The 18,240-nt window shown below is 65.8% G+C and carries 16 protein-coding genes and 2 tRNA genes; 13 read left to right on the top strand and 5 right to left on the bottom strand.

Annotated features, from left to right (window positions below):
* The first annotated feature begins 420 nt into the window (after positions 1-420).
* From dnaN to ACQFZP_RS10320, 8 genes are all read left to right on the top strand, one after another.
* Positions 421-1,560: a DNA polymerase III subunit beta gene (gene dnaN, locus ACQFZP_RS10355; RefSeq protein ID WP_104285227.1), complete on the top strand. Its 1,140-nt coding sequence runs from the start codon at positions 421-423 to the stop codon at positions 1,558-1,560.
* Positions 1,561-1,563: 3 nt separating this feature from the next.
* Positions 1,564-2,745 (top strand): DNA replication/repair protein RecF, encoded by a 1,182-nt coding sequence (gene recF, locus ACQFZP_RS10350; protein WP_104310791.1) that lies wholly within the window; start codon positions 1,564-1,566, stop codon positions 2,743-2,745.
* Positions 2,738-3,226 carry a DUF721 domain-containing protein gene (locus ACQFZP_RS10345; RefSeq protein WP_104254431.1) on the top strand — a complete coding sequence of 163 codons (489 nt, stop codon included), beginning with the start codon at positions 2,738-2,740 and terminating at the stop codon, positions 3,224-3,226. The genes recF and ACQFZP_RS10345 overlap by 8 nt, the downstream gene beginning before the upstream one ends.
* 165 nt (positions 3,227-3,391) lie before the next feature.
* Positions 3,392-5,596: a DNA topoisomerase (ATP-hydrolyzing) subunit B gene (gene gyrB / locus ACQFZP_RS10340; protein WP_104310792.1), complete on the top strand. Its 2,205-nt coding sequence runs from the start codon at positions 3,392-3,394 to the stop codon at positions 5,594-5,596.
* 17 nt (positions 5,597-5,613) lie between these two features.
* On the top strand, positions 5,614-8,280 hold the full coding sequence (gyrA, locus tag ACQFZP_RS10335) for a DNA gyrase subunit A (RefSeq protein WP_211891240.1): 2,667 nt from the start codon (positions 5,614-5,616) through the stop codon (positions 8,278-8,280).
* 11 nt (positions 8,281-8,291) lie between these two features.
* The gene (locus ACQFZP_RS10330; protein ID WP_104254434.1) at positions 8,292-8,699 is read left to right on the top strand and encodes a DUF3566 domain-containing protein; all 408 of its coding nucleotides are present in this window, start codon (positions 8,292-8,294) and stop codon (positions 8,697-8,699) included.
* A 54-nt stretch (positions 8,700-8,753) separates the two neighbouring features.
* A tRNA-Ile gene (locus ACQFZP_RS10325) sits at positions 8,754-8,827 on the top strand.
* A gap of 41 nt (positions 8,828-8,868) precedes the next feature.
* A tRNA-Ala gene (locus ACQFZP_RS10320) sits at positions 8,869-8,941 on the top strand.
* A 191-nt stretch (positions 8,942-9,132) separates the two neighbouring features.
* On the opposite strand, the gene ACQFZP_RS10315 is transcribed toward ACQFZP_RS10320, so the two are convergent.
* The 4 genes from ACQFZP_RS10315 to ACQFZP_RS10300 form a co-directional block, all read right to left on the bottom strand.
* Positions 9,133-9,486, bottom strand: a complete 354-nt coding sequence (locus tag ACQFZP_RS10315) for a UBP-type zinc finger domain-containing protein (protein ID WP_211891239.1) — start codon at positions 9,484-9,486, stop codon at positions 9,133-9,135.
* Positions 9,487-9,684: 198 nt separating this feature from the next.
* On the bottom strand, positions 9,685-10,530 hold the full coding sequence (locus ACQFZP_RS10310) for an SDR family oxidoreductase (protein ID WP_283245167.1): 846 nt from the start codon (positions 10,528-10,530) through the stop codon (positions 9,685-9,687).
* 174 nt (positions 10,531-10,704) lie between these two features.
* A complete protein-coding gene (locus ACQFZP_RS10305) occupies positions 10,705-12,336 on the bottom strand; it encodes a solute symporter family protein (RefSeq protein WP_211891238.1) in 1,632 nt (543 codons plus the stop codon).
* Positions 12,333-12,677: a DUF485 domain-containing protein gene (locus ACQFZP_RS10300; RefSeq protein ID WP_211891237.1), complete on the bottom strand. Its 345-nt coding sequence runs from the start codon at positions 12,675-12,677 to the stop codon at positions 12,333-12,335. The genes ACQFZP_RS10305 and ACQFZP_RS10300 overlap by 4 nt, the downstream gene beginning before the upstream one ends.
* A gap of 182 nt (positions 12,678-12,859) precedes the next feature.
* On the opposite strand from ACQFZP_RS10300, the gene ACQFZP_RS10295 reads away from it, so the two are divergent.
* From ACQFZP_RS10295 to ACQFZP_RS10275, 5 genes are all read left to right on the top strand, one after another.
* Positions 12,860-13,753, top strand: a complete 894-nt coding sequence (locus ACQFZP_RS10295; RefSeq protein ID WP_211891236.1) for a LuxR C-terminal-related transcriptional regulator — start codon at positions 12,860-12,862, stop codon at positions 13,751-13,753.
* A gap of 176 nt (positions 13,754-13,929) precedes the next feature.
* A complete protein-coding gene (locus ACQFZP_RS10290; protein WP_211891235.1) occupies positions 13,930-14,805 on the top strand; it encodes a MetQ/NlpA family ABC transporter substrate-binding protein in 876 nt (291 codons plus the stop codon).
* Between the two features lie 149 nt (positions 14,806-14,954).
* Positions 14,955-16,007: a methionine ABC transporter ATP-binding protein gene (locus ACQFZP_RS10285; RefSeq protein WP_211891234.1), complete on the top strand. Its 1,053-nt coding sequence runs from the start codon at positions 14,955-14,957 to the stop codon at positions 16,005-16,007.
* A complete protein-coding gene (locus ACQFZP_RS10280) occupies positions 16,004-16,663 on the top strand; it encodes a methionine ABC transporter permease (protein ID WP_179555473.1) in 660 nt (219 codons plus the stop codon). The genes ACQFZP_RS10285 and ACQFZP_RS10280 overlap by 4 nt, the downstream gene beginning before the upstream one ends.
* A gap of 153 nt (positions 16,664-16,816) precedes the next feature.
* Positions 16,817-17,275, top strand: coding sequence for an NUDIX hydrolase (locus ACQFZP_RS10275; protein ID WP_104310960.1), 459 nt, complete (start codon positions 16,817-16,819; stop codon positions 17,273-17,275).
* Here the strand turns inward: ACQFZP_RS10275 and ACQFZP_RS10270 are convergent.
* Positions 17,269-18,192: an EamA family transporter gene (locus ACQFZP_RS10270; RefSeq protein ID WP_249312288.1), complete on the bottom strand. Its 924-nt coding sequence runs from the start codon at positions 18,190-18,192 to the stop codon at positions 17,269-17,271. The two genes, ACQFZP_RS10275 and ACQFZP_RS10270, sit on opposite strands and share 7 nt — an antisense overlap.
* Positions 18,193-18,240: the final 48 nt, after the last annotated feature.

Raw genomic sequence — 18,240 nt, 5'->3', positions numbered from 1 at the left:
TCAGGGCCTGTGGATAACTTGTGGACTGTGGAATCGACACGCGAGCACGGACTGTGGAAAACGCGCTCGGCGCTGTGGAGTCCGAGAAGTTGTGCACCCCAGTGCTCGTCAGCGTGCACAGGGCGTCCACCGCTCCGCCACAACTTACATTTTTGTAGTTCCCAGGCAGCCGCTGGGGAGTACGGAGTTATCCACAGTGTGCACAGCTGTTAATACGATGATGACAAGAAATCTATTGATATTGGGCGAGTCGATGACATTGGTGAACGGTGGTCGGCCGGCCCTCGCGGGACTGGTATTTTCGCGTGCGCGACGACGGGCTCGTGCCGTGGCAGGCAGCACAGGATGCTCTGACGCTCGGGCACAACACACCGAATCTGGGCGGCTACCATTGGGGCATTCCAACGAGAGGAACGCCTAGTGAAGTTTGTGGTCAACCGTGACGTCTTCAGCGATGCGGTGTCGTTTGTCGTCAAGCTTCTGCCTCAGCGCCCGACCCTCCCCATCCTCAGCGGTGTCGTCGTCGAGGTCGGCGAAGCAGGGGTCACGCTCTCGTCATTCGACTACGAGGTCTCCAGCCGCACCAGCATCGACGCTGATGTGCAGGAACCCGGAGCCGTCCTCGTGCAGGGACGCCTCCTCGCTGACATCGCGAATCGACTTCCTCAGGCTCCCGTCGAGCTGAGCCGCGACGACTCCGGAGTCGTCATCCGCTGCGGCAGCGCTTCGTTCCACCTGCCGACGATGCCGATCGAGGAGTTCCCGAGCCTGCCCGTCGTCGAAGGCGCGAGCGGTTCCATCGCCGGCGACGTGTTCTCGGAGGCCATCTCCCAGGTCGCGGTCGCAGCCTCTCGCGAAGACGTCGCCCCCGTGATCACGGGTGTGAACCTCTCGCTGCAGGCCGATTCGATGAGCCTCGTCGCCACCGACCGCTACCGCGTCGCAGTGCGGACCATCGAGTGGCAGAGCTCCCTCACCGAGACCGAGACAGCTCTCGTGCCGGCCAAGACACTCGCCGAGGTCGGCAAGTCGCTCGGCAGCTCCGGTGAGATCACGATCACGCTCGTCAAGGACGACATCCGTGAGCTCATCGCCTTCTCCGCTGGCAACAAGACCGTCACCTCGCTCCTCATCAAGGGCAACTTCCCCGCAGTGGAGCGGCTCTTCCCCGCTGAGACGCCGCACTACGCAGTGCTGACGGTCAGCGACATCGTCGACGCGGTTCGTCGCGTGCAGCTCGTGCTCGAGCGCGAGGCAGCCCTGCGCTTCACGTTCACGACCGAGGGCCTCCACCTCGAAGCGCTCGGCAGCGAGCAGGCGCAGGCCAGCGAGAACCTCGACGCAGTCCTGCACGGCAACGACATGGTCGTCTCGCTCAAGCCGCAGTTCCTGCTGGATGGCGTCGGCGCCATCCACTCGCCGTTCGTGCGCATCGCGTTCACGAACTCCGAGAACCCCAACAAGCCGGGCCCCGTGCTGCTCACGAGCCAGACCTCGCGCGACGAGGGCGAGTCGACGAACTACCGCTACCTGCTGCAGCCGAATCTGCTCATGCGGTAACCAGTGCACGTCACCCGTCTGCAGCTGCACGACTTCAGGAACTACGAGTCCGCCGACCTGTCGCTGGGGCCCGGCGCCCACCTGTTCGTCGGCTCCAACGGCCAGGGCAAGACCAACCTCGTCGAGGCGATCGGCTACCTGGCCACGCTCGGCTCGCACCGAGTCTCCAGTGACCAGGCGCTTGTGCGCTTCGGCCAGGAGTTCGCCGTGGTCAAGATGGAACTGGCTCACGAGACTCGCTCGCTGCACCTGGATGTGCAGATCGCGAGTTCCGGTGCGAACAAGGCGAGGGTCGGCGGCCAGAATGTCAGGTCCCGCGACCTGGCTCGGTACTTCGCAAGCGTGCTGTTCGCTCCGGAGGATCTCACGCTCGTGCGTGGTGAGCCTGGCGCTCGGCGACGGTTCCTCGATTCCCTGCTCGTGACCCATTCGCCGAAGCTCGGCGGCGTGATCGCCGACTACGAGCGGGTCTTGCGACAGCGGAACTCGTTGCTCCGATCGATGCGGGGCCCGCGATCGTCGGAAGCGATGATCGCGACACTGGACGTGTGGGACGAGCGGATGCTGGAGCTCGGCTCCCAGATCATCGCCGAGCGGCTGCTGCTCTGCGATCGGCTGCTTCCGCACCTCGCCGGTTCGTACCAGCGTCTGGTCGGCGCGGACCATCGGCCGACGCTGTCGATGCGCGTCTCCGCCTTCGGCCACGCTGCCTCTGTCATGGGTGACGCCGATGGCGAGGGCGCGGAAGTCGAAGGCGGCGAGGTCACGACCGCGGAGATCCGTGACCGATTCACCGCGCAGCTCGCCGAGATGCGTCCTCGCGAGCTCGAACGAGGCGTGAGCCTCGTCGGCCCCCACCGCGATGACGCCGTGTTCTGGCTCAACGGTCTGCCGGCGCGAGTCACGGCGAGTCACGGTGAATCCTGGTCGTTTGCGCTTGCCCTCAAGCTCGCGGCCGCCGAATTGGTGCGCAGCGAGTCACGCGCGGGCGATCCGGTGCTCATCCTCGACGACGTGTTCGCGGAGCTGGACGCCTCGCGCCGGTCCCGCCTCGCGGAGGCGATCGGTGATTTCGAGCAGGTCCTCATCACGGCCGCGGTCCTCGAGGACGTTCCTGAGGGGCTGCGCTCGCAGATCATCCGGATCAGTGCCGGCACGATCCAGACGGGGGCCGCCGATGAGTGAGGGTGCAGAGGTCTACGCGCGGTTCAAGGAGGTCTTCGGCGGGAAGACGACGTCGCTTCGCCGACGCCTTGCGGCGAAGGCCAAGGATGCGGAGGGCACCGAGCTGTCCGAGCCGTTCGGCTTCGGACGTGATCCTGTCGCCGCTGGATCGGCCCTTGCGGCCCTGACCAGGCAATTCGGTTGGAACGGACCGCTCAAGCAGGCCGAGCTGATGGACGCGTGGCCCGAGATCGTGGGCAAGGAGACGGCGGCGCATTCCACTCCGCTGCACATCGAGGACGGCGTGCTGCTGGTGCAGTGCGATTCGACTGCGTGGGCGACGCAGCTCCGAGGGATGCAGACGATGCTGCTCACGAACCTCACCGAGAGGTACGCGGAAGCGAAGGTCGAGCGCATCCGCTTTCTGAACCCGGGTGCCCCCTCGTGGAAACGCGGTCCCAGATCGGTTCCAGGGCGTGGTCCACGCGATACCTACGGTTGACAAGGCAAATACGGTACGTCCCCTTGTTTTCGTCGCTTCACGCTCCATTTTCGGGCCTCGAGTCGTGTTCCTTGGTAGACTGAACAGTCGCTAGATCCGCGTCGCGCGAGTTTGCTCGCAACGCGGATCTTGCATGTCGCCACACAGCAAGGAGACGCCCGAGTTATGGCATCAGAAACTTCCGACCCCGAGAACACGACTGAGACGCCAGACGACGCTCTGCAGTCGGACGGTCCAGGAACGTCGGAAGGCCAGGAGGGGGCTCCCGCCGAGGTGGTCGAGGCCCGCTCGCAGAACGATCGGGTTGAGAACGACTACGGCGCAGGCCAGATCCAGGTGCTCGAGGGGCTCGAAGCCGTTCGCAAACGCCCCGGCATGTACATCGGATCCACCGGTCCCGAGGGGCTCCACCACCTCGTGTACGAAATTGTGGATAACTCTGTGGATGAATCGCTCGCGGGGTACTGCGACGACATCCAGGTGACGCTGCAGGACGATGGAGCCGTGCGCGTTCGGGACAACGGTCGAGGCATCCCGGTCGAGCTGCACCCCGTCGAGGGCATCTCCACCCTCGAGGTTGTCCTCACCAAGCTGCACGCCGGCGGAAAGTTCGGCGGCGGCGGATACGCGGTCTCGGGTGGTCTCCACGGCGTTGGCTCCTCCGTCGTGAACGCCCTGTCGTACCGCCTCATCGCGCAGGTCAAGCGCGACGGCTTCGAGTGGGAGATGGACTTCGAGAACGGCGTGCCGACCGGGAACATCCGGAAGGGCGAGCCGACCGAAGACACTGGAACGACCATCACGTTCTACGCGAACTCCGAGATCTTCGAGACCGTCGAGTACGACTTCGAGGTGCTCCGCGCCCGCTTCCAGCAGATGGCGTTCCTCAACAAGGGCCTGCGCATCTCGCTCGCAGACGACCGCGACCAGTCGACCCTCACGGGCGATGGACTCGCCGCGCAGATCACTGAGCTGCAGGACGAGACCGCCGCTGACATCGACGACGCCGAGCGCACGGAGACCGGCGAGCCGAAGGCCGTCACCGAATCCATCGAGATCCCGCAGAAGCGCGCGCAGACGTACCTGTTCGAGCGCGGACTCGTCGACTACGTGCAGCACCTCGTCAGCCGTCGCAAGAAGCAGCCGGTGCACGAGGAGATCATCGAGGTCAATGCCGAGGACACCGAGCGCAAGATCTCGCTCGAGCTGGCGATGCAGTGGATCGACTCCTACTCGGAGTCCATCCACTCGTTCGCGAACACGATCAACACGAAGGAAGGCGGCACGCACCTCGAGGGGTTCCGCGCCGCCCTCACGACGGTCGTCAACCGGTACGCGCGCGAGAAGAACCTCATCAAGGAGAAGGATGAGAACTTCTCGGGTGAGGACGTCCGCGAAGGGCTCGCCGCCGTCATCTCCATCAAGCTCGGCGAACCTCAGTTCGAAGGTCAGACGAAGACGAAGCTCGGCAACACCGAGGCGAAGTCGTATGTGCAGCGCATCGTCGGCCAGGCGCTCCAGGACTGGTTCGACCGCAACCCCTCGCAGGCCAGGGACATCATCCGCAAGGCCGGCCAGGCATCCGCTGCCCGCCTCGCCGCCCGTCGTGCACGCGAGCAGACCCGACGCAAGGGCCTCCTCGAGACCGGCGGCATGCCGGGCAAGCTCAAGGACTGCCAGTCGAAGGACCCGACACGCTCCGAGGTCTTCATCGTCGAGGGTGACTCGGCCGGTGGCTCGGCAGTTCAGGGGCGCGACCCTGAGACGCAGGCGATCCTCCCGCTGCGCGGGAAGATCCTGAACGTCGAGAAGGCCCGCCTCGACCGCGCCCTGCAGAACAACGAAGTGCAGTCGATGATCACAGCGTTCGGCGCCGGGCTCGGCGACGACTTCGACCCTGACAAGGTCAGGTACCACAAGATCATCCTCATGGCAGACGCCGATGTCGACGGCCAGCACATCACGACGCTGCTGCTCACGCTGCTCTTCCGCTACATGCGTCCGCTCGTGGAGCTCGGCTACGTGTTCCTCGCGCAGCCCCCGCTCTACCGCATCAAGTGGTCCAACGCGGCGCACGACTTCGCTTACTCCGACCGTGAGCGCGACGCGATGCTCGCAGACGGCAAGGCGGCCGGTCGCCGCATTCCCAAGGACAACGCCATCCAGCGCTACAAGGGACTCGGCGAGATGAGCTACCAGGAGCTCTGGGAGACGACGATGGACCCCGCCGTGCGCACGCTCCTGCAGGTCAAGGTGAGCGACGCGGAAGCGGCTGACGCCGTGTTCAGCACGCTCATGGGCGAGGACGTCGAATCGCGCCGGACCTTCATTCAGCAGAACGCGCACGACGTGCGCTTCCTCGACATCTAAGGCACACAGGCACATCTATGGCTGAAGAACGCGTCACAACCACCAACGCCGACGGCGAAGACCGCATCGGGCAGGTCGACCTGCAGCTCGAGATGCAGCGTTCGTACCTCGACTACGCGATGAGCGTCATCGTCGGTCGAGCGCTCCCCGAAGTCCGGGACGGGCTCAAGCCCGTGCACCGCCGTGTCATCTACGCGATGTACGACGGCGGCTACCGCCCAGACAAGGCGTTCTCGAAGTGCGCCCGCGTCGTCGGAGACGTCATGGGGCAGTTCCACCCGCACGGCGACTCGGCGATCTACGACGCCCTCGTCCGCCTCGTCCAGCCGTGGTCGCTGCGGTACCCGCTTGCCCTCGGCCAGGGGAACTTCGGCTCCGCCGGCAACGACGGCGCCGCCGCCCCGCGATACACCGAGACCAAGATGGCGCCACTCGCGCTTGAGATGGTCAGGGACATCGACGAGGACACCGTCGACTTCCAGGACAACTACGACGGCCGCACGCGCGAGCCCGCCGTGCTGCCCGCCCGCTTCCCGAACCTCCTGGTCAACGGCTCCGTGGGCATCGCCGTCGGTATGGCCACGAACATCCCGCCGCACAACCTCCGTGAGGTCGCGGCGGGTGCGCTGTGGCACCTCGAGCACCCGGATGCGACCCGCGAGGAGCTCATGGACGCGCTCATGGAGCGCATCCACGGCCCTGACTTCCCGACCGGTGCCCAGATCCTCGGCACCAAGGGGATCCAGGAGGCGTACCGCACCGGTCGCGGCTCCATCACGATGCGCGCTGTCGTCGCGATCGAGGAGATCCACGGGCGCACGTGCCTGGTCATCACGGAGCTGCCGTACCAGGTCAACCCAGACAATCTCGCACTGAAGGTCGCCGAGCTCGTCAAGGACCAGCGCCTCACCGGCATCGCCGACATCCGCGACGAGTCCTCCGGTCGAACCGGTCAGCGCCTCGTCATCGTGCTCAAGCGCGACGCCGTCGCCAAGGTCGTGCTCAACAACCTCTACAAGCACACGCAGCTGCAGGAGAACTTCGGCGCGAACATGCTCGCGATCGTCGACGGCGTGCCCCGCACGCTCGCGATCGACGGCTTCATCACGGCGTGGGTGCAGCACCAGGTCGAGGTCATCGTGCGCCGCACGAAGTTCCGCCTCAAGAAGGCAGAAGACGAGGTTCACATCCTCCGCGGCTACCTCAAGGCGCTCGACATGCTCGACGAGGTCATCGCGCTCATCCGCCGGTCGCCGACCGTCGAAGAGGCCCGCACGGGACTCATGGAGCTGCTCGACGTCGACGAGCTGCAGGCCAGCGCCATCCTGAACCTCCAGCTGCGCCGCCTCGCCGCGCTCGAGCGCCAGAAGATCATGGAAGACGCGGCGCGTCTCGAAGCGATGATCGCCGAATACAAGGAGATCCTCGCCGACCCGGTGCGTCAGCGCACCATCATCGCGGATGAGCTGCAGGAAGTCGTCGACAAGTTCGGCGACGATCGACGCACCGAGATCCTGCGAGGCTCCGGCGGCGACATGACCGATGAGGACCTCATCCCGGAAGAGGAGATGGTGGTCACCGTCACGCGCGGCGGCTACATCAAGCGCACGCGCAGCGACAACTACCGTTCACAGCACCGGGGCGGCAAGGGCATCAAGGGCGCTCAGCTCCGCGCGGACGATGTGGTCGAGCAGTTCTTCGTGACGACGACGCACCACTGGCTGCTCTTCTTCACGAACCTCGGCCGGGTGTACCGGGCCAAGGCGTATGAGCTCATCGAGGCCGGCCGGGATGCGAAGGGGCAGCACATCGCGAACCTGCTGCCGATGCAGCCCGACGAGAAGGTCGCGCAGATCCTCGACATCAGCGACTACCGCCAGGCGCAGTACCTCGTGCTCGCCACCCGCGAGGGGCTCGTCAAGAAGACGGCGCTCACCGAGTACGACACGAACCGCCAGGCCGGCATCATCGCCGTCAACCTGCGCGAGGGCGACGAGCTCGTCTCGGCGATGCTCGCCGACGAGTCCGACCACGTGTTCTGCGTCTCCCACCTCGGAATGTCGCTTCGCTTCGAGGCGAACGACGAGGCGCTCCGGCCCATGGGCCGCTCCACGTCCGGCGTCAAGGGCATGTCGTTCCGCGACGGCGACTACCTGCTCACTGCAGCGGTCACCTCGAGTGATGACGCCTACGTGTTCATCGTCACGGAGGGCGGATACGCGAAGCGGACGTCGGTGTCGCAGTACCGCATCCAGAAGCGCGGCGGCCTCGGCATCAAGGTCGCGAAGCTGAACGAGGAACGCGGCGGGCTCGCCGGCGCGCTGCTCGTCCACGACGCCGAAGAGGTGCTGGTCATCCTCGCCTCCGGCAAGGTCGTGCGCTCCAACGTCGCCGAGGTCTCCGTGACCGGACGCGACTCCATGGGCGTGACATTCGCGAGGCTCGACAACAGCGACTACGTGATCGCGATCGCGCAGAACGCCGACCGTGAGCTCGAGAAGGAAGACGAGGCGGGCGAGGACGGCGAATCCGCCGGCGCCACCGCCTCGGACGACACCGAGTCGGCGACCGAGGCGACCCCTGATGCCTCCAGCGATGGGGAGAGCACGACTGCCGAGAGTGACGAGAGTGAGACTGTGGCAGACTCGGTCACGTCGTTCGAGCAGGACGAGACCGAAGACTGAGGTACTGATCTATGACGAGCGTTGCTGACAAGCTGGCCCAGAAGTCCAGCAAGAAGACTGCGAGCAAGCAGGTGCGCCTCCGTTTGGTGCACATCGACTTCTGGTCTGTCGTGAAGTTCTCCTTCCTGCTGTCGATCTGCTTCGGCATCATCACCATCGTTGCGACGTTCCTCATGTGGACGGTCATCGAGAACACGGGTGTGCTGGGGAGCGTCAACAACCTCCTCAACGACGTCTCCGGTTCGGCAGGCGTTGGAGTCGATGACTTCGTCACACTGCCGCAGCTCATGCTCTTCTCGCTGGTCGTGGCGCTCCTCAACCTCGTCGCGGGCACTGCCCTCGGCGCGGTCGCGGCGTTCCTCTACAACCTCGCGGTGAAGGTCACGGGAGGCCTCGTGTTCGGTTTCACGAACAGCTAGCGGCTCGATTTCCCCTGCGGTGCACTTTTCGTGTATGTTGGGGCAGTCGCTTCGGGGGCTATAGCTCAGGCGGTTAGAGCGCTTCGCTGATAACGAAGAGGTCCCAGGTTCAAGTCCTGGTAGCCCCACGGTTCGACACTGAAGGCTGGTGTCGTTTCCACCCCCGAACGGGGCCTTAGCTCAGTTGGTAGAGCGCCTGCTTTGCAAGCAGGATGTCAGGAGTTCGAATCTCCTAGGCTCCACGGTGACACAGAACCCCGGTCAGAGAAATCTGACCGGGGTTCTTCTGCGTGAGTCGGCCCATCCGGGGGCGGACTTGCGGCCGCTTCAGGCGAGGCTGGACGACCACAACCCCGCCCTCGGCATCCGGCCTACGCGTATGGGGCCTCGTGCAGGGCGAGCGGTTCGTCCGGGAGATCGCCGAGCGGCGTCGTCATGCGCCCAGGAGGCGTTGCCAGTCGGCCGGCACGCGTTCCCGCGGGCCCGGAACCGTTTGCGACCGTGGGTGGCTGTGCGGCGCGTGCAGCGTCGGCCCGTCGAACATCGTCTCCGTCGCGTAGTCCCAGAACCACACCTCGTCAGGCTCGTAGCTGCAGATGACCTGATGACCCGTTGCGTGAACGTGCTTCGTCGCATGCGTGTTCAGAGAGTCGTCGCAGCAGCCGATGTGGCCGCAGAACGTGCAGCGACGCAGGTGCAGCCACCAGCTGCCCGACTCCTCGCACTCCACACAACCCGGACCGGACGGTGGGACGTCCGGTTTGATGTGCTGATCGACACCCGTCATCGTCGCGCTCCCTCGTTGGACTGCTGCACGTAGGGTCTGCCAGGGATGTGCCCGAACCGCCCATCTGGGACTCACACTAGGCCGTTGGTCTCGAGACACCCTCCGACGTCCGTCGCGCACCCGTTCGACGCCCGTCGAAGGTCGACCGGTCGGCAGCGGTGCTCCCGGACGGCACGCCAGCGCACGTCGCTCATGCGGTCAGTCGACGAAGGCATCGGGAAACAGCTCGGCGGCATCCACACCGGGTGAGTAGGCGCCCAGATCGCTCACGCCCGCATCCGCGAGCACGTCTTCGCACAGCAGCGTCTCGCCCTGGTACCGGCCGCGCGGCGCCGTGAGGACGACGTGCGCGGCATCCGCGTACAGCTCGGGAGTCCGGCTGCGCCGCATGAGCTCCTCGCCGCCGATGATGTTGGCGACGGCGGCGGTCTGGATGGTCGTGCGCGGCCAGAGGGTGTTCGCCTCGACTCCCTTCTCGGCGAACTCGGCACCGATGCCGAGCGTCGCGAGCGTCATGCCGTACTTCGCGGTCATATACGCAGGGTAGGCGCCGAGCCACCTCGCCGAGAGGTTGAGGGGAGGTGAGAGCGACAGGATGCGAGCATCCGCCGACCCCAGCAGGTGCGGCAGCGCGGCCCGCGACAGCATGAACGTGCCCCGCTGGTTGATCTGATGCATCAGGTCGTAGCGCTTCTCGTCGATGTCGAGCGTCGACCGCAGGTCGATGGCGCTCGCGTTGTTGACGACGATGTCGATGCCGCCGAACTCGACGACCGCCGTATCGACCGCCCGCTGCAGGTCGGAGTCGTCACGGACGTCGCCCACGACCGGCAGGGCGCGCCCACCGGCCTCGCGTACCTCCTCAGCGGCCGTGTAGACCGTGCCGGGCAGCTTCGGATGGGGCTCACCGGTCTTCGCCAGGAGCACGACGTTCGCTCCATCGCGTGCCGCGCGCTTCGCGATCGCGAGTCCGATGCCGCGACTTCCGCCTGACATGATGATGGTCTTCCCGGCGAGGGAACCTGTCTGCGCTGACTGGGTCAAATCCGCACCTCCGTGTGCATCGTGGACATGTTCACGCTACCCACGCGCATCCCGAACCTCATGTGCGTTGTGGCACCGAGACAACGAGAGCGCCGAAATGGTCGCCCCGACCGGGTCGGAGCGACCATTTCGACGAACTCGAGCAGTCCGTGGCGTGCTCGGACGAGGGAGTGCCTAGTGCTCGACGGCCTCCTCGGCCCCGTACCCGGTGAGCGAGCGCACATCCATCTCGGCGGCGACGCGCGGATCCTCCTTCTTCTGCGGCAGGACGGACCCGAGCCAGCCCAGCAGGAAGCCGACGGGGATCGAGACGATGCCCGGGTTGTTGAGCGGGAACCAGGCGAAGTCGATCTCCGCGCCGAGCATCGCCGTCTCGGCACCGGAGACGACCTTCGAGAAGAGAATCAGGACGATGGCCGTCGCGAGACCCCCGTACATGCTCCACAGCGCGCCGCGAGTGGTGAACTTGCGCCAGTACAGCGAGTAGAGGATGGTCGGCAGGTTCGCGCTGGCGGCGACCGCGAAGGCGAGCGCCACCAGGAACGCGATGTTCTGGCCCTGTACGCCGATGCCGCCGACGATGGCGACGACGCCGAGCACGACAACCGTGTACTTGCCGACCTTCACCTCCTGCTCGGGGGTTGCCGTGCCTCGCTTCACGACGCTGTTGTAGATGTCGTGGGCGAAGGATGCGGCAGCCGTGATGGCGAGGCCGGCGACCACGGCGAGGATGGTCGCGAAGGCCACGGCGGAGATGAAGCCCATGAGGATGGGCCCCCCGAGCTCGAGAGCGAGTAGCGGCGCGGCGGAGTTCACGCCGCCGGGCGCGTCCTTGATGGCGGGCGCACCGACGAGTGCGGCGGCCCCGTAGCCGAGGACCAGCGTGAACACGTAGAAGCCGCCGATGAGCCAGATGGCCCACACCACGGACTTCCGGGCCTCCTTGGCGGTGGGCACCGTGTAGAAGCGCATCAGGACGTGCGGGAGGCCCGCCGTACCCAGGACGAGGGCGAGGCCGAGCGACACGAAGTCGATGGGGTTCTTGCCGTATTGGAGCCCCGGAGCGAGGATCGCGGCCGGGTCTTCAGCACCGTCGAGCGCCGCCTTGTCGACGGCCGCCTGCAGGAGCGCGGACAGGTCGAAGCCGTTGATGACCAGCACCCAGATCGTCATCGCCCCGGCGCCGCCGATGAGCAGGAAGGCCTTGATGATCTGCACCCAGGTCGTGCCCTTCATCCCGCCGATGAGGACGTAGATGATCATGAGCACGCCGACGACGGCGACGACGATCGCGACGCCGATGTCGTCCGTGATGCCGAGCAGGAGCGCGACGAGACCGCCGGCCCCGGCCATCTGGGCGAGGAGGTAGAAGAAGCAGACCGCGAGCGTCGTGAGGGCCGCCGCGACGCGCACGGGCCGCTGCTTGAGGCGGAACGACAGCACGTTGGCCATCGTGAACTTGCCCGTGTTGCGCATGAGCTCGGCGACCAGCAGCAGCGCCACCAGCCAGGCGACGAGGAACCCGATCGAATAGAGGAAGCCGTCATATCCATTGACGGCGATGGCACCGACGATGCCTAGGAAGGACGCTGCGGAGAGATAGTCGCCGGAGATGGCGAATCCATTCTGCGTCCCCGAGAAAGAGCGACCGCCCGCATAGTAATCGGCGGCGGTCTTGCTGTTTCGGCTCGCCCTGATGACGATGAAGAGCGTCACGGCGACGAACGCCGCGAAGATCGCGATATTCAGGACGGGGTCGTTGTCGGCCACCGCGCTCGCCCGCGGGGCGATGAGCTGGACGCTCATGCCTGGTCCTCCTTGGTCAGCTGGACGCGCAGGTCATTCGCGAGCGGATCGAGTCTCCGGTTGGCGTAGGAGACGTACCACATGGTGATCGCGAAGGTCGTGACGAACTGGCCGATGCCCAGCAGCAGACCCACGTTGATGTTCCCGACGACGGGCGTGGCCATGAAGTCGTGCGCGTATGCGGCGACGATGATGTAGGCGCCGTACCAGACGAGGAAGAAGATGGAGAGTGGGAAGACGAAGGAACGCTGGCGTTTCTTCAGTTCCTTGAAATCGGCCGATTCCTCGAATTCGACATAGTCGATTCCGCCGGTCGGCGGTGGTGACGTTTCATTCTGCATGGGGCCTCCTTGCCTCAGTGCATTGCTGCGTTCGTCAGGGATGGACGTGTATTCCGGAGCGGCTGACGGCGGCATTTCTTCGCATCATTGCGAACACGAAAGCCTCATCGCCTGCGTGATAGCATCCACGCTACGCATACGACGAAGTATCGAACTACCCCCGGAAGTTGGTAGTGACGCACATGATGTTCCCAGAGGCAGCAACCGAAGCTGACGTCTTCGCTCAGGCTGTGGCGCGCCTGCGGGACTCCACGGGGTGCCCTCTCTCGTTCGGCGGTCCGACGTACCGCGACACGACGGACGTGCATACGATCTGCGGCAACCAGGGTCGCGGCCTCGTGGGGCTCAGGGTGCAGCTGGGGCGCGGTCTCGGAGGTCGGGCAATGCTCGAGCGTCGCGCCAAGGTCACCACGAACTACCGCGGCAGCAGTCGCATCACGCACGACTACGACGTGCAGGTGCTGTCCGAGCACGTCCAGAGCCTGATGGCTGTGCCGGTCATCGTCGACAAGCACGTGCGGGGTGTCCTCTATGGCGGGTTCCGGGCGGCCCCTGACTCTCAGTCGATGTCGCTCGGTCAGGCGGTCGCGCTCGGGAAGAACGTTGAAGACGAGCTGCGGCTGCGGGATGAGCTCAGCCGTCGGATGCGGGTGGGGTCCGCGAGCATCTCGGAGCTGGGTTCCGGGGGTCTCACCGCGACGCAGCTCGAGGAGCTGAGGGGGACGTTCTCCGAGCTGCGTGAGGTGGCATCCCTCCTCGCCGATGCCGAGGTGCGGGCCAGGCTGCGGGGCATCGAGGAACGCCTCGTGAGGTTCGCCGGCGACCACGGAGATCCGCGCAGCAGAGAGGCCGCCGCCACCGCAGATCTCCCTGAGGCTCCGGTCAGGCTCTCGCCGCGGGAGCTGGATGTGCTCGGTCAGATCGCGCTCGGGCTGACGAACAAGGACATCGCCAGGAAGCTGATTCTGACCGAGAGCACGGTCAAGAGCTACCTCGGGACCGCAATGACGAAGCTGGATGCGGGCTCTCGCTACCAGGCTCTTGCGAAGGCCAGGCACTTGGGCCTTCTGCCCTGAGTTGCTTGGCGATTCCAGCGCAACATTGTTGCGTAGGTGACGCCGTCAGTGGACTGTTACGCAACGTGTCAGGATGTACCGGCGCGGCGACGCGCTGTTCTCTTATTCTTGCGAGGCCCTCTAGACCCTTAGAGGATTGCCGGCGTTCGCGCGCCGCATTGAAAGGACCCTCCTCCATGTCACGTTTCACCAAGATCGCCGCAGCAGTCGGCGCGATCGCCCTCATTGGAGGCCTCTCCGCGTGCTCCACCGGCGCCTCCGATGAGAACACCATCAGGCTCGGTGTCGTCGGCGCATCCGACCCGTACTGGGACGTCCTCGTCGAGGAAGCGGCAGCTGAGGACCTCACGGTCGAGCTCGTCGACTTCTCGGACTACAACCAGCCCAACCCCGCCACGAGCGAGGGTGAGCTCGACGTCAACGCGTTCCAGCACATCATCTACCTCGCGCAGCACAACGCCGCGAGTGGCGACGACCTCGTGCCGATCGGCTCGACGGCCATCTACCCCCTCGGCTTCTACTCGTCGCAGTACGACTCGGTCGACGCGATTCCGGACGGCGCAGAGGTCGCAGTCCCGAACGACGCTTCCAACCGCGCCCGCGGCCTCCTCGTGCTCCAGGAAGCTGGCCTCATCGAGCTCAAGGACGGCGGCTCGCCGTTCTCCACCCTCGACGATGTGCTCCCCGAGTCGCGTGTCACGGTGACCGAGCTCGAGGCTTCCGTCACGGCAACCTCGCTGCCTGACCTCGCCGGCGCGATCATCAACAACGACTTCGTCGAGAACGCTGGCCTCACCACGGAAGACGCACTCACGCGGGATGACCCGCAGAACGAGTCCGCGTTCCCGTACATCAACATCTTCGTGACGACGGCCGAGAACGCCGACAATGAGAACTACCTCAAGCTCGTCGAGATTTACCAGAACTCGGAGGGTGTTGCGGCAGCGGTCAAGGAGACGTTCGGCGAGACCGCCGTGCTCACCAAGACGCCCGTCGACGAGCTGCAGACGACGCTCGACGAGCTCGTCGCAGAGATCGAAGCCCAGGGCTAGGACTCACCCCTAGCGCGCTCGCCGCCCGAGACCCGATGATGATCATCAGGCCTCGGGCGGCGATCTCGCTTGCATCAACGAATGGCGTCACGGCGCCGCTCACCAGCACCACCACACGGGTCCACCGTGAAGAAGGCGAGAGCGAACACATGGCCCTCATCACACTCACCGACGTCGTCAAGGAGTATCCGGCGCCCAAGCGCGGAGCCCCGGTCATCAGGGCCGTCGACGGGGTCTCGCTCAACATCGAGGCCGGCGATATCTACGGCGTCATCGGCTACTCGGGTGCAGGGAAATCAACGATGGTGCGTCTCATCAACGCGCTCGAGCCGACCACGTCCGGCAGCATCCACGTGGATGGGGTCGACATCACGAAGCTGCCCGAGACGAAGCTGCGCTCTGTCCGCGCCGGAATCGGGATGATCTTCCAGCAGTTCAACCTCTTCAACTCACGCAACGTCGCCGGAAACGTGGCGTATCCGCTGCGCGTCGCCAAGACGCCGAAGGCAGCGCGCGAGAAGCGCGTCGCCGAGCTGCTCGAGTTCGTCGGACTCTCCGAGAAAGCGCGCGCCTTCCCCGACCAGCTCTCCGGCGGGCAGAAGCAGCGCGTGGGCATCGCGCGCGCCCTCGCGACGAACCCCAGCATCCTCCTCGCCGACGAGTCGACGAGCGCGCTCGACCCGCAGACGACGGCGGACGTGCTGCAGCTGCTGAAGAAGGCAAACGAGGAGCTCGGGGTCACGATCATCGTCATCACGCACGAGATGGACGTCGTGAAGGAGATCGCGAGCCACGTCGCCGTCATGGAGCACGGCAAAATCGTCGAGCAGGGCGAGGTGTTCGACATCTTCGCGAACCCGGAGGCCCCGGCAACGCAGCGCTTCGTCTCGACGGTCGTGCAGGGCATCCCGGATGCCGAGCTGCGCGCAGACTTGGGTGCCCGCCACCCTGGCACGCTCGTGACGCTGAGCTTCCGCGACGGGCGGACCAACCAGGGTCAGGCGCTGCGTATCCTGCACGAAGCAGGCATCACTGTCGAGCTCGTGTACGGCGGAATGAACGAGATCCGCGGGAAGTCGTTCGGCGACCTGACCTTCGCGCTGCAGGGTGACGCGGATGCACGACGCCGGGCCCTCGATGAAATCGGCGGCCTCGCGGTCGTCACGGAATTCGACGACATCACTGCGGGAGGTGCGGCATGAACGAGGTCATCGAACTCCTGCCGAAGCTGTTCGAGGCGACCGGCGAGACTCTCTTCCTCGTCTCGCTTAGCCTGCTCTTCGGTGGGCTTGGCGGGCTCCTGGTTGGGCTCGTGCTCTATCTGACGCGCCGCGGCAACCTCTACGAGCAACGTTTCGCGAACGCGGTCATGAACGTAATCGTGAACTTCTTCCGACCAATCCCATTCATCATCTTCATCGCGGCCGTCCAGCCACTCTCGAGACTCATCGTGGGTTCTGGTATCGGTACAAATGCGGCGATCGTTGCGCTCTCGCTTGCGGCCACTTTCGGCATATCTCGCCTTGTCGAGCAGAACCTGCTGACTGTGTCACCAGGTGTCATCGAGGCGGCGCGCGCGTCGGGTGCGGGACGTTTCCAGATCGTGTGGACCGTAATCGTGCCTGAGGCACTTGGGCCGCTCATCCTCGGATACACGTTCGCCGTGGTCTCGCTCGTCGACATGTCGGCGGTGGCCGGATTCATCGGCGGTGGCGGACTTGGTGACTTCGCGATCCAGTATGGCTATCGTCAGTTCCAGCCCGAGGTCACGTGGGCAGCTGTCATCGTGATCGTGATCCTCGTGCAGGGGCTCCAGTTCCTCGGCAACTGGGCCGCGCGCAAGACGCTGCGTCGCTGATCCCGCTCGCTACGCACCATCCGGCGCGCGTCGGGGCCTCCTTGTGCGGGAGCGCGGCGCGCGTCGGCGTACGATAGCGTGCGCCCGTGGTTCGGGTCGGCCAGGCACCGGGCCGCTGACCTCGAGACCCCGGCAGAGATCTTTGGGGGTTCCGTGCATCGACGACTCGCTTCCTACGGTGTCATCGTGCGCGACGGGCAGATCCTCCTCGCGCACTGGCATGACCGTGGTCGCTCAGGCTGGACCCTGCCCGGCGGCGGAACGGACCCGGGCGAGGACCCCATCGACGGCGTCGTCCGCGAGATCTGGGAAGAGACCGGCTACCACGCCTCCATCGACCACCTCCTCGGCATCGACTCGCACATCATCGCGGGCCGTGACCGGCTCGAGCCGGGCAAGACGCCGATGCAGTCGGTCCGGATCGTCTACGAGGCGAGCATCGTGAGCGGCGAGCTGCGCAACGAGCGCGGCGGCTCAACGGATGAGGCTCGCTGGTTCGACCTCGCGGAGGTGGCCGCGCTTCGCACCGTGTCGCTCGTGGATGTGGGGCTCAGGCTCCACGCGGAACGCCCCGCCAACGGGCACCTGCGTTCTCTCCGCGCCGCTCACTGAGCTCCTCCGGCGTCTCTCCGCGTCTCCTCGGTGCTACGGCCCCCGCGGAGGCCGCGTGACACGGCGACAGCGTTGACGCCGACGATCATGGCCATGCCGACCCACTCGTGCGCGACGGGCACCTGACCGAGCACGGCAACTCCGGCGAGCGCCGCGAACATCGGGTTGATGCTCATGAACACCCCGAAGAACCTCGTGGTCACCCAGCGGAGCGCGATGATGTCGATCGAGTAGGGGATGACGGAGCACAGCAGGCCGGAGACCGCCGCGAGCAGTAGTGGCCAGCCCAGGAACTTCCCGTCGGCGATCAGCTGCACGGTGATGGGCAGTGTCAGAAGGCTCGAGACCAGCGTGGCTGTGGCAGGCGCCTGGAGGCCGGTCAGGCGGCCTCCGAGCATCCGATTGAGCAGGATGTAGCTGGCCCAGCAGCAGGCAGCGAGCAGGCCGAACGCGTAGCCGAGGAGATCGCTGGACCCGTCGGGCAGCAGCAGCACGTACACGCCGACGGCGGCGCCCGCCGCGAGAAGCAGATCCGCCCGCGTGCGCGACGAGGACAGCGCGACAGCGAGTGGGCCGAGGAACTCGAGGGTGACGGCCAGCCCCAGCCCGATGCGATCGACGGCCGCGTAGAGGGACAGGTTCATGGTCGCCAGGACGAGTCCGAGCAGCAATGCCGGCCACCACTGCGCCCAGGTGAAGCTCCGCAGCCGTGGCCGGGCAACCGGCAGCAGGATGGCGGCCGACACGAGCTGGCGGACGGCGACGACTCCCGCGGTGCCAAGGGAATCGAAGGCGAGTGCTCCGAACGCGGCACCGAGCTGATTGGAGAGCCCGCTGCCGGTCAGCAGCGCCGAGCCGGCGAGGACGCTGCGCGGCGCGGCAGCGTTCGGCATCGTCGTGTCCGCGGTTCCAGTCATGCGCCAATCGTGTCCCTGGTGAACCGAGCGCAGAAATGCATGACACGC

The organism is Pseudoclavibacter sp. Marseille-Q434 (assembly GCF_050315415.1).
Lineage (GTDB): Bacteria > Actinomycetota > Actinomycetes > Actinomycetales > Microbacteriaceae > Pseudoclavibacter.
The sequence above is the reverse complement of the archived record's forward strand: the minus strand, read 5'-3'. Positions and strand labels throughout refer to the sequence as shown.

Excerpts from the sequence above, each read along its gene's own strand:
- ACQFZP_RS10345 (WP_104254431.1), top strand. The coding sequence starts at position 2,738 with ATGAGTGAGGGTGCAGAGGTCTACGCGCGGTTCAAGGAGGTCTTCGGC.
- gyrB (WP_104310792.1), top strand. The coding sequence starts at position 3,392 with ATGGCATCAGAAACTTCCGACCCCGAGAACACGACTGAGACGCCAGAC.
- gyrA (WP_211891240.1), top strand. The coding sequence starts at position 5,614 with ATGGCTGAAGAACGCGTCACAACCACCAACGCCGACGGCGAAGACCGC.
- ACQFZP_RS10330 (WP_104254434.1), top strand. The coding sequence starts at position 8,292 with ATGACGAGCGTTGCTGACAAGCTGGCCCAGAAGTCCAGCAAGAAGACT.
- ACQFZP_RS10315 (WP_211891239.1), bottom strand. The coding sequence starts at position 9,486 with ATGACGGGTGTCGATCAGCACATCAAACCGGACGTCCCACCGTCCGGT.
- ACQFZP_RS10305 (WP_211891238.1), bottom strand. The coding sequence starts at position 12,336 with ATGAGCGTCCAGCTCATCGCCCCGCGGGCGAGCGCGGTGGCCGACAAC.
- ACQFZP_RS10300 (WP_211891237.1), bottom strand. The coding sequence starts at position 12,677 with ATGCAGAATGAAACGTCACCACCGCCGACCGGCGGAATCGACTATGTC.
- ACQFZP_RS10295 (WP_211891236.1), top strand. The coding sequence starts at position 12,860 with ATGATGTTCCCAGAGGCAGCAACCGAAGCTGACGTCTTCGCTCAGGCT.
- ACQFZP_RS10290 (WP_211891235.1), top strand. The coding sequence starts at position 13,930 with ATGTCACGTTTCACCAAGATCGCCGCAGCAGTCGGCGCGATCGCCCTC.
- ACQFZP_RS10285 (WP_211891234.1), top strand. The coding sequence starts at position 14,955 with ATGGCCCTCATCACACTCACCGACGTCGTCAAGGAGTATCCGGCGCCC.
- ACQFZP_RS10280 (WP_179555473.1), top strand. The coding sequence starts at position 16,004 with ATGAACGAGGTCATCGAACTCCTGCCGAAGCTGTTCGAGGCGACCGGC.
- ACQFZP_RS10270 (WP_249312288.1), bottom strand. The coding sequence starts at position 18,192 with ATGACTGGAACCGCGGACACGACGATGCCGAACGCTGCCGCGCCGCGC.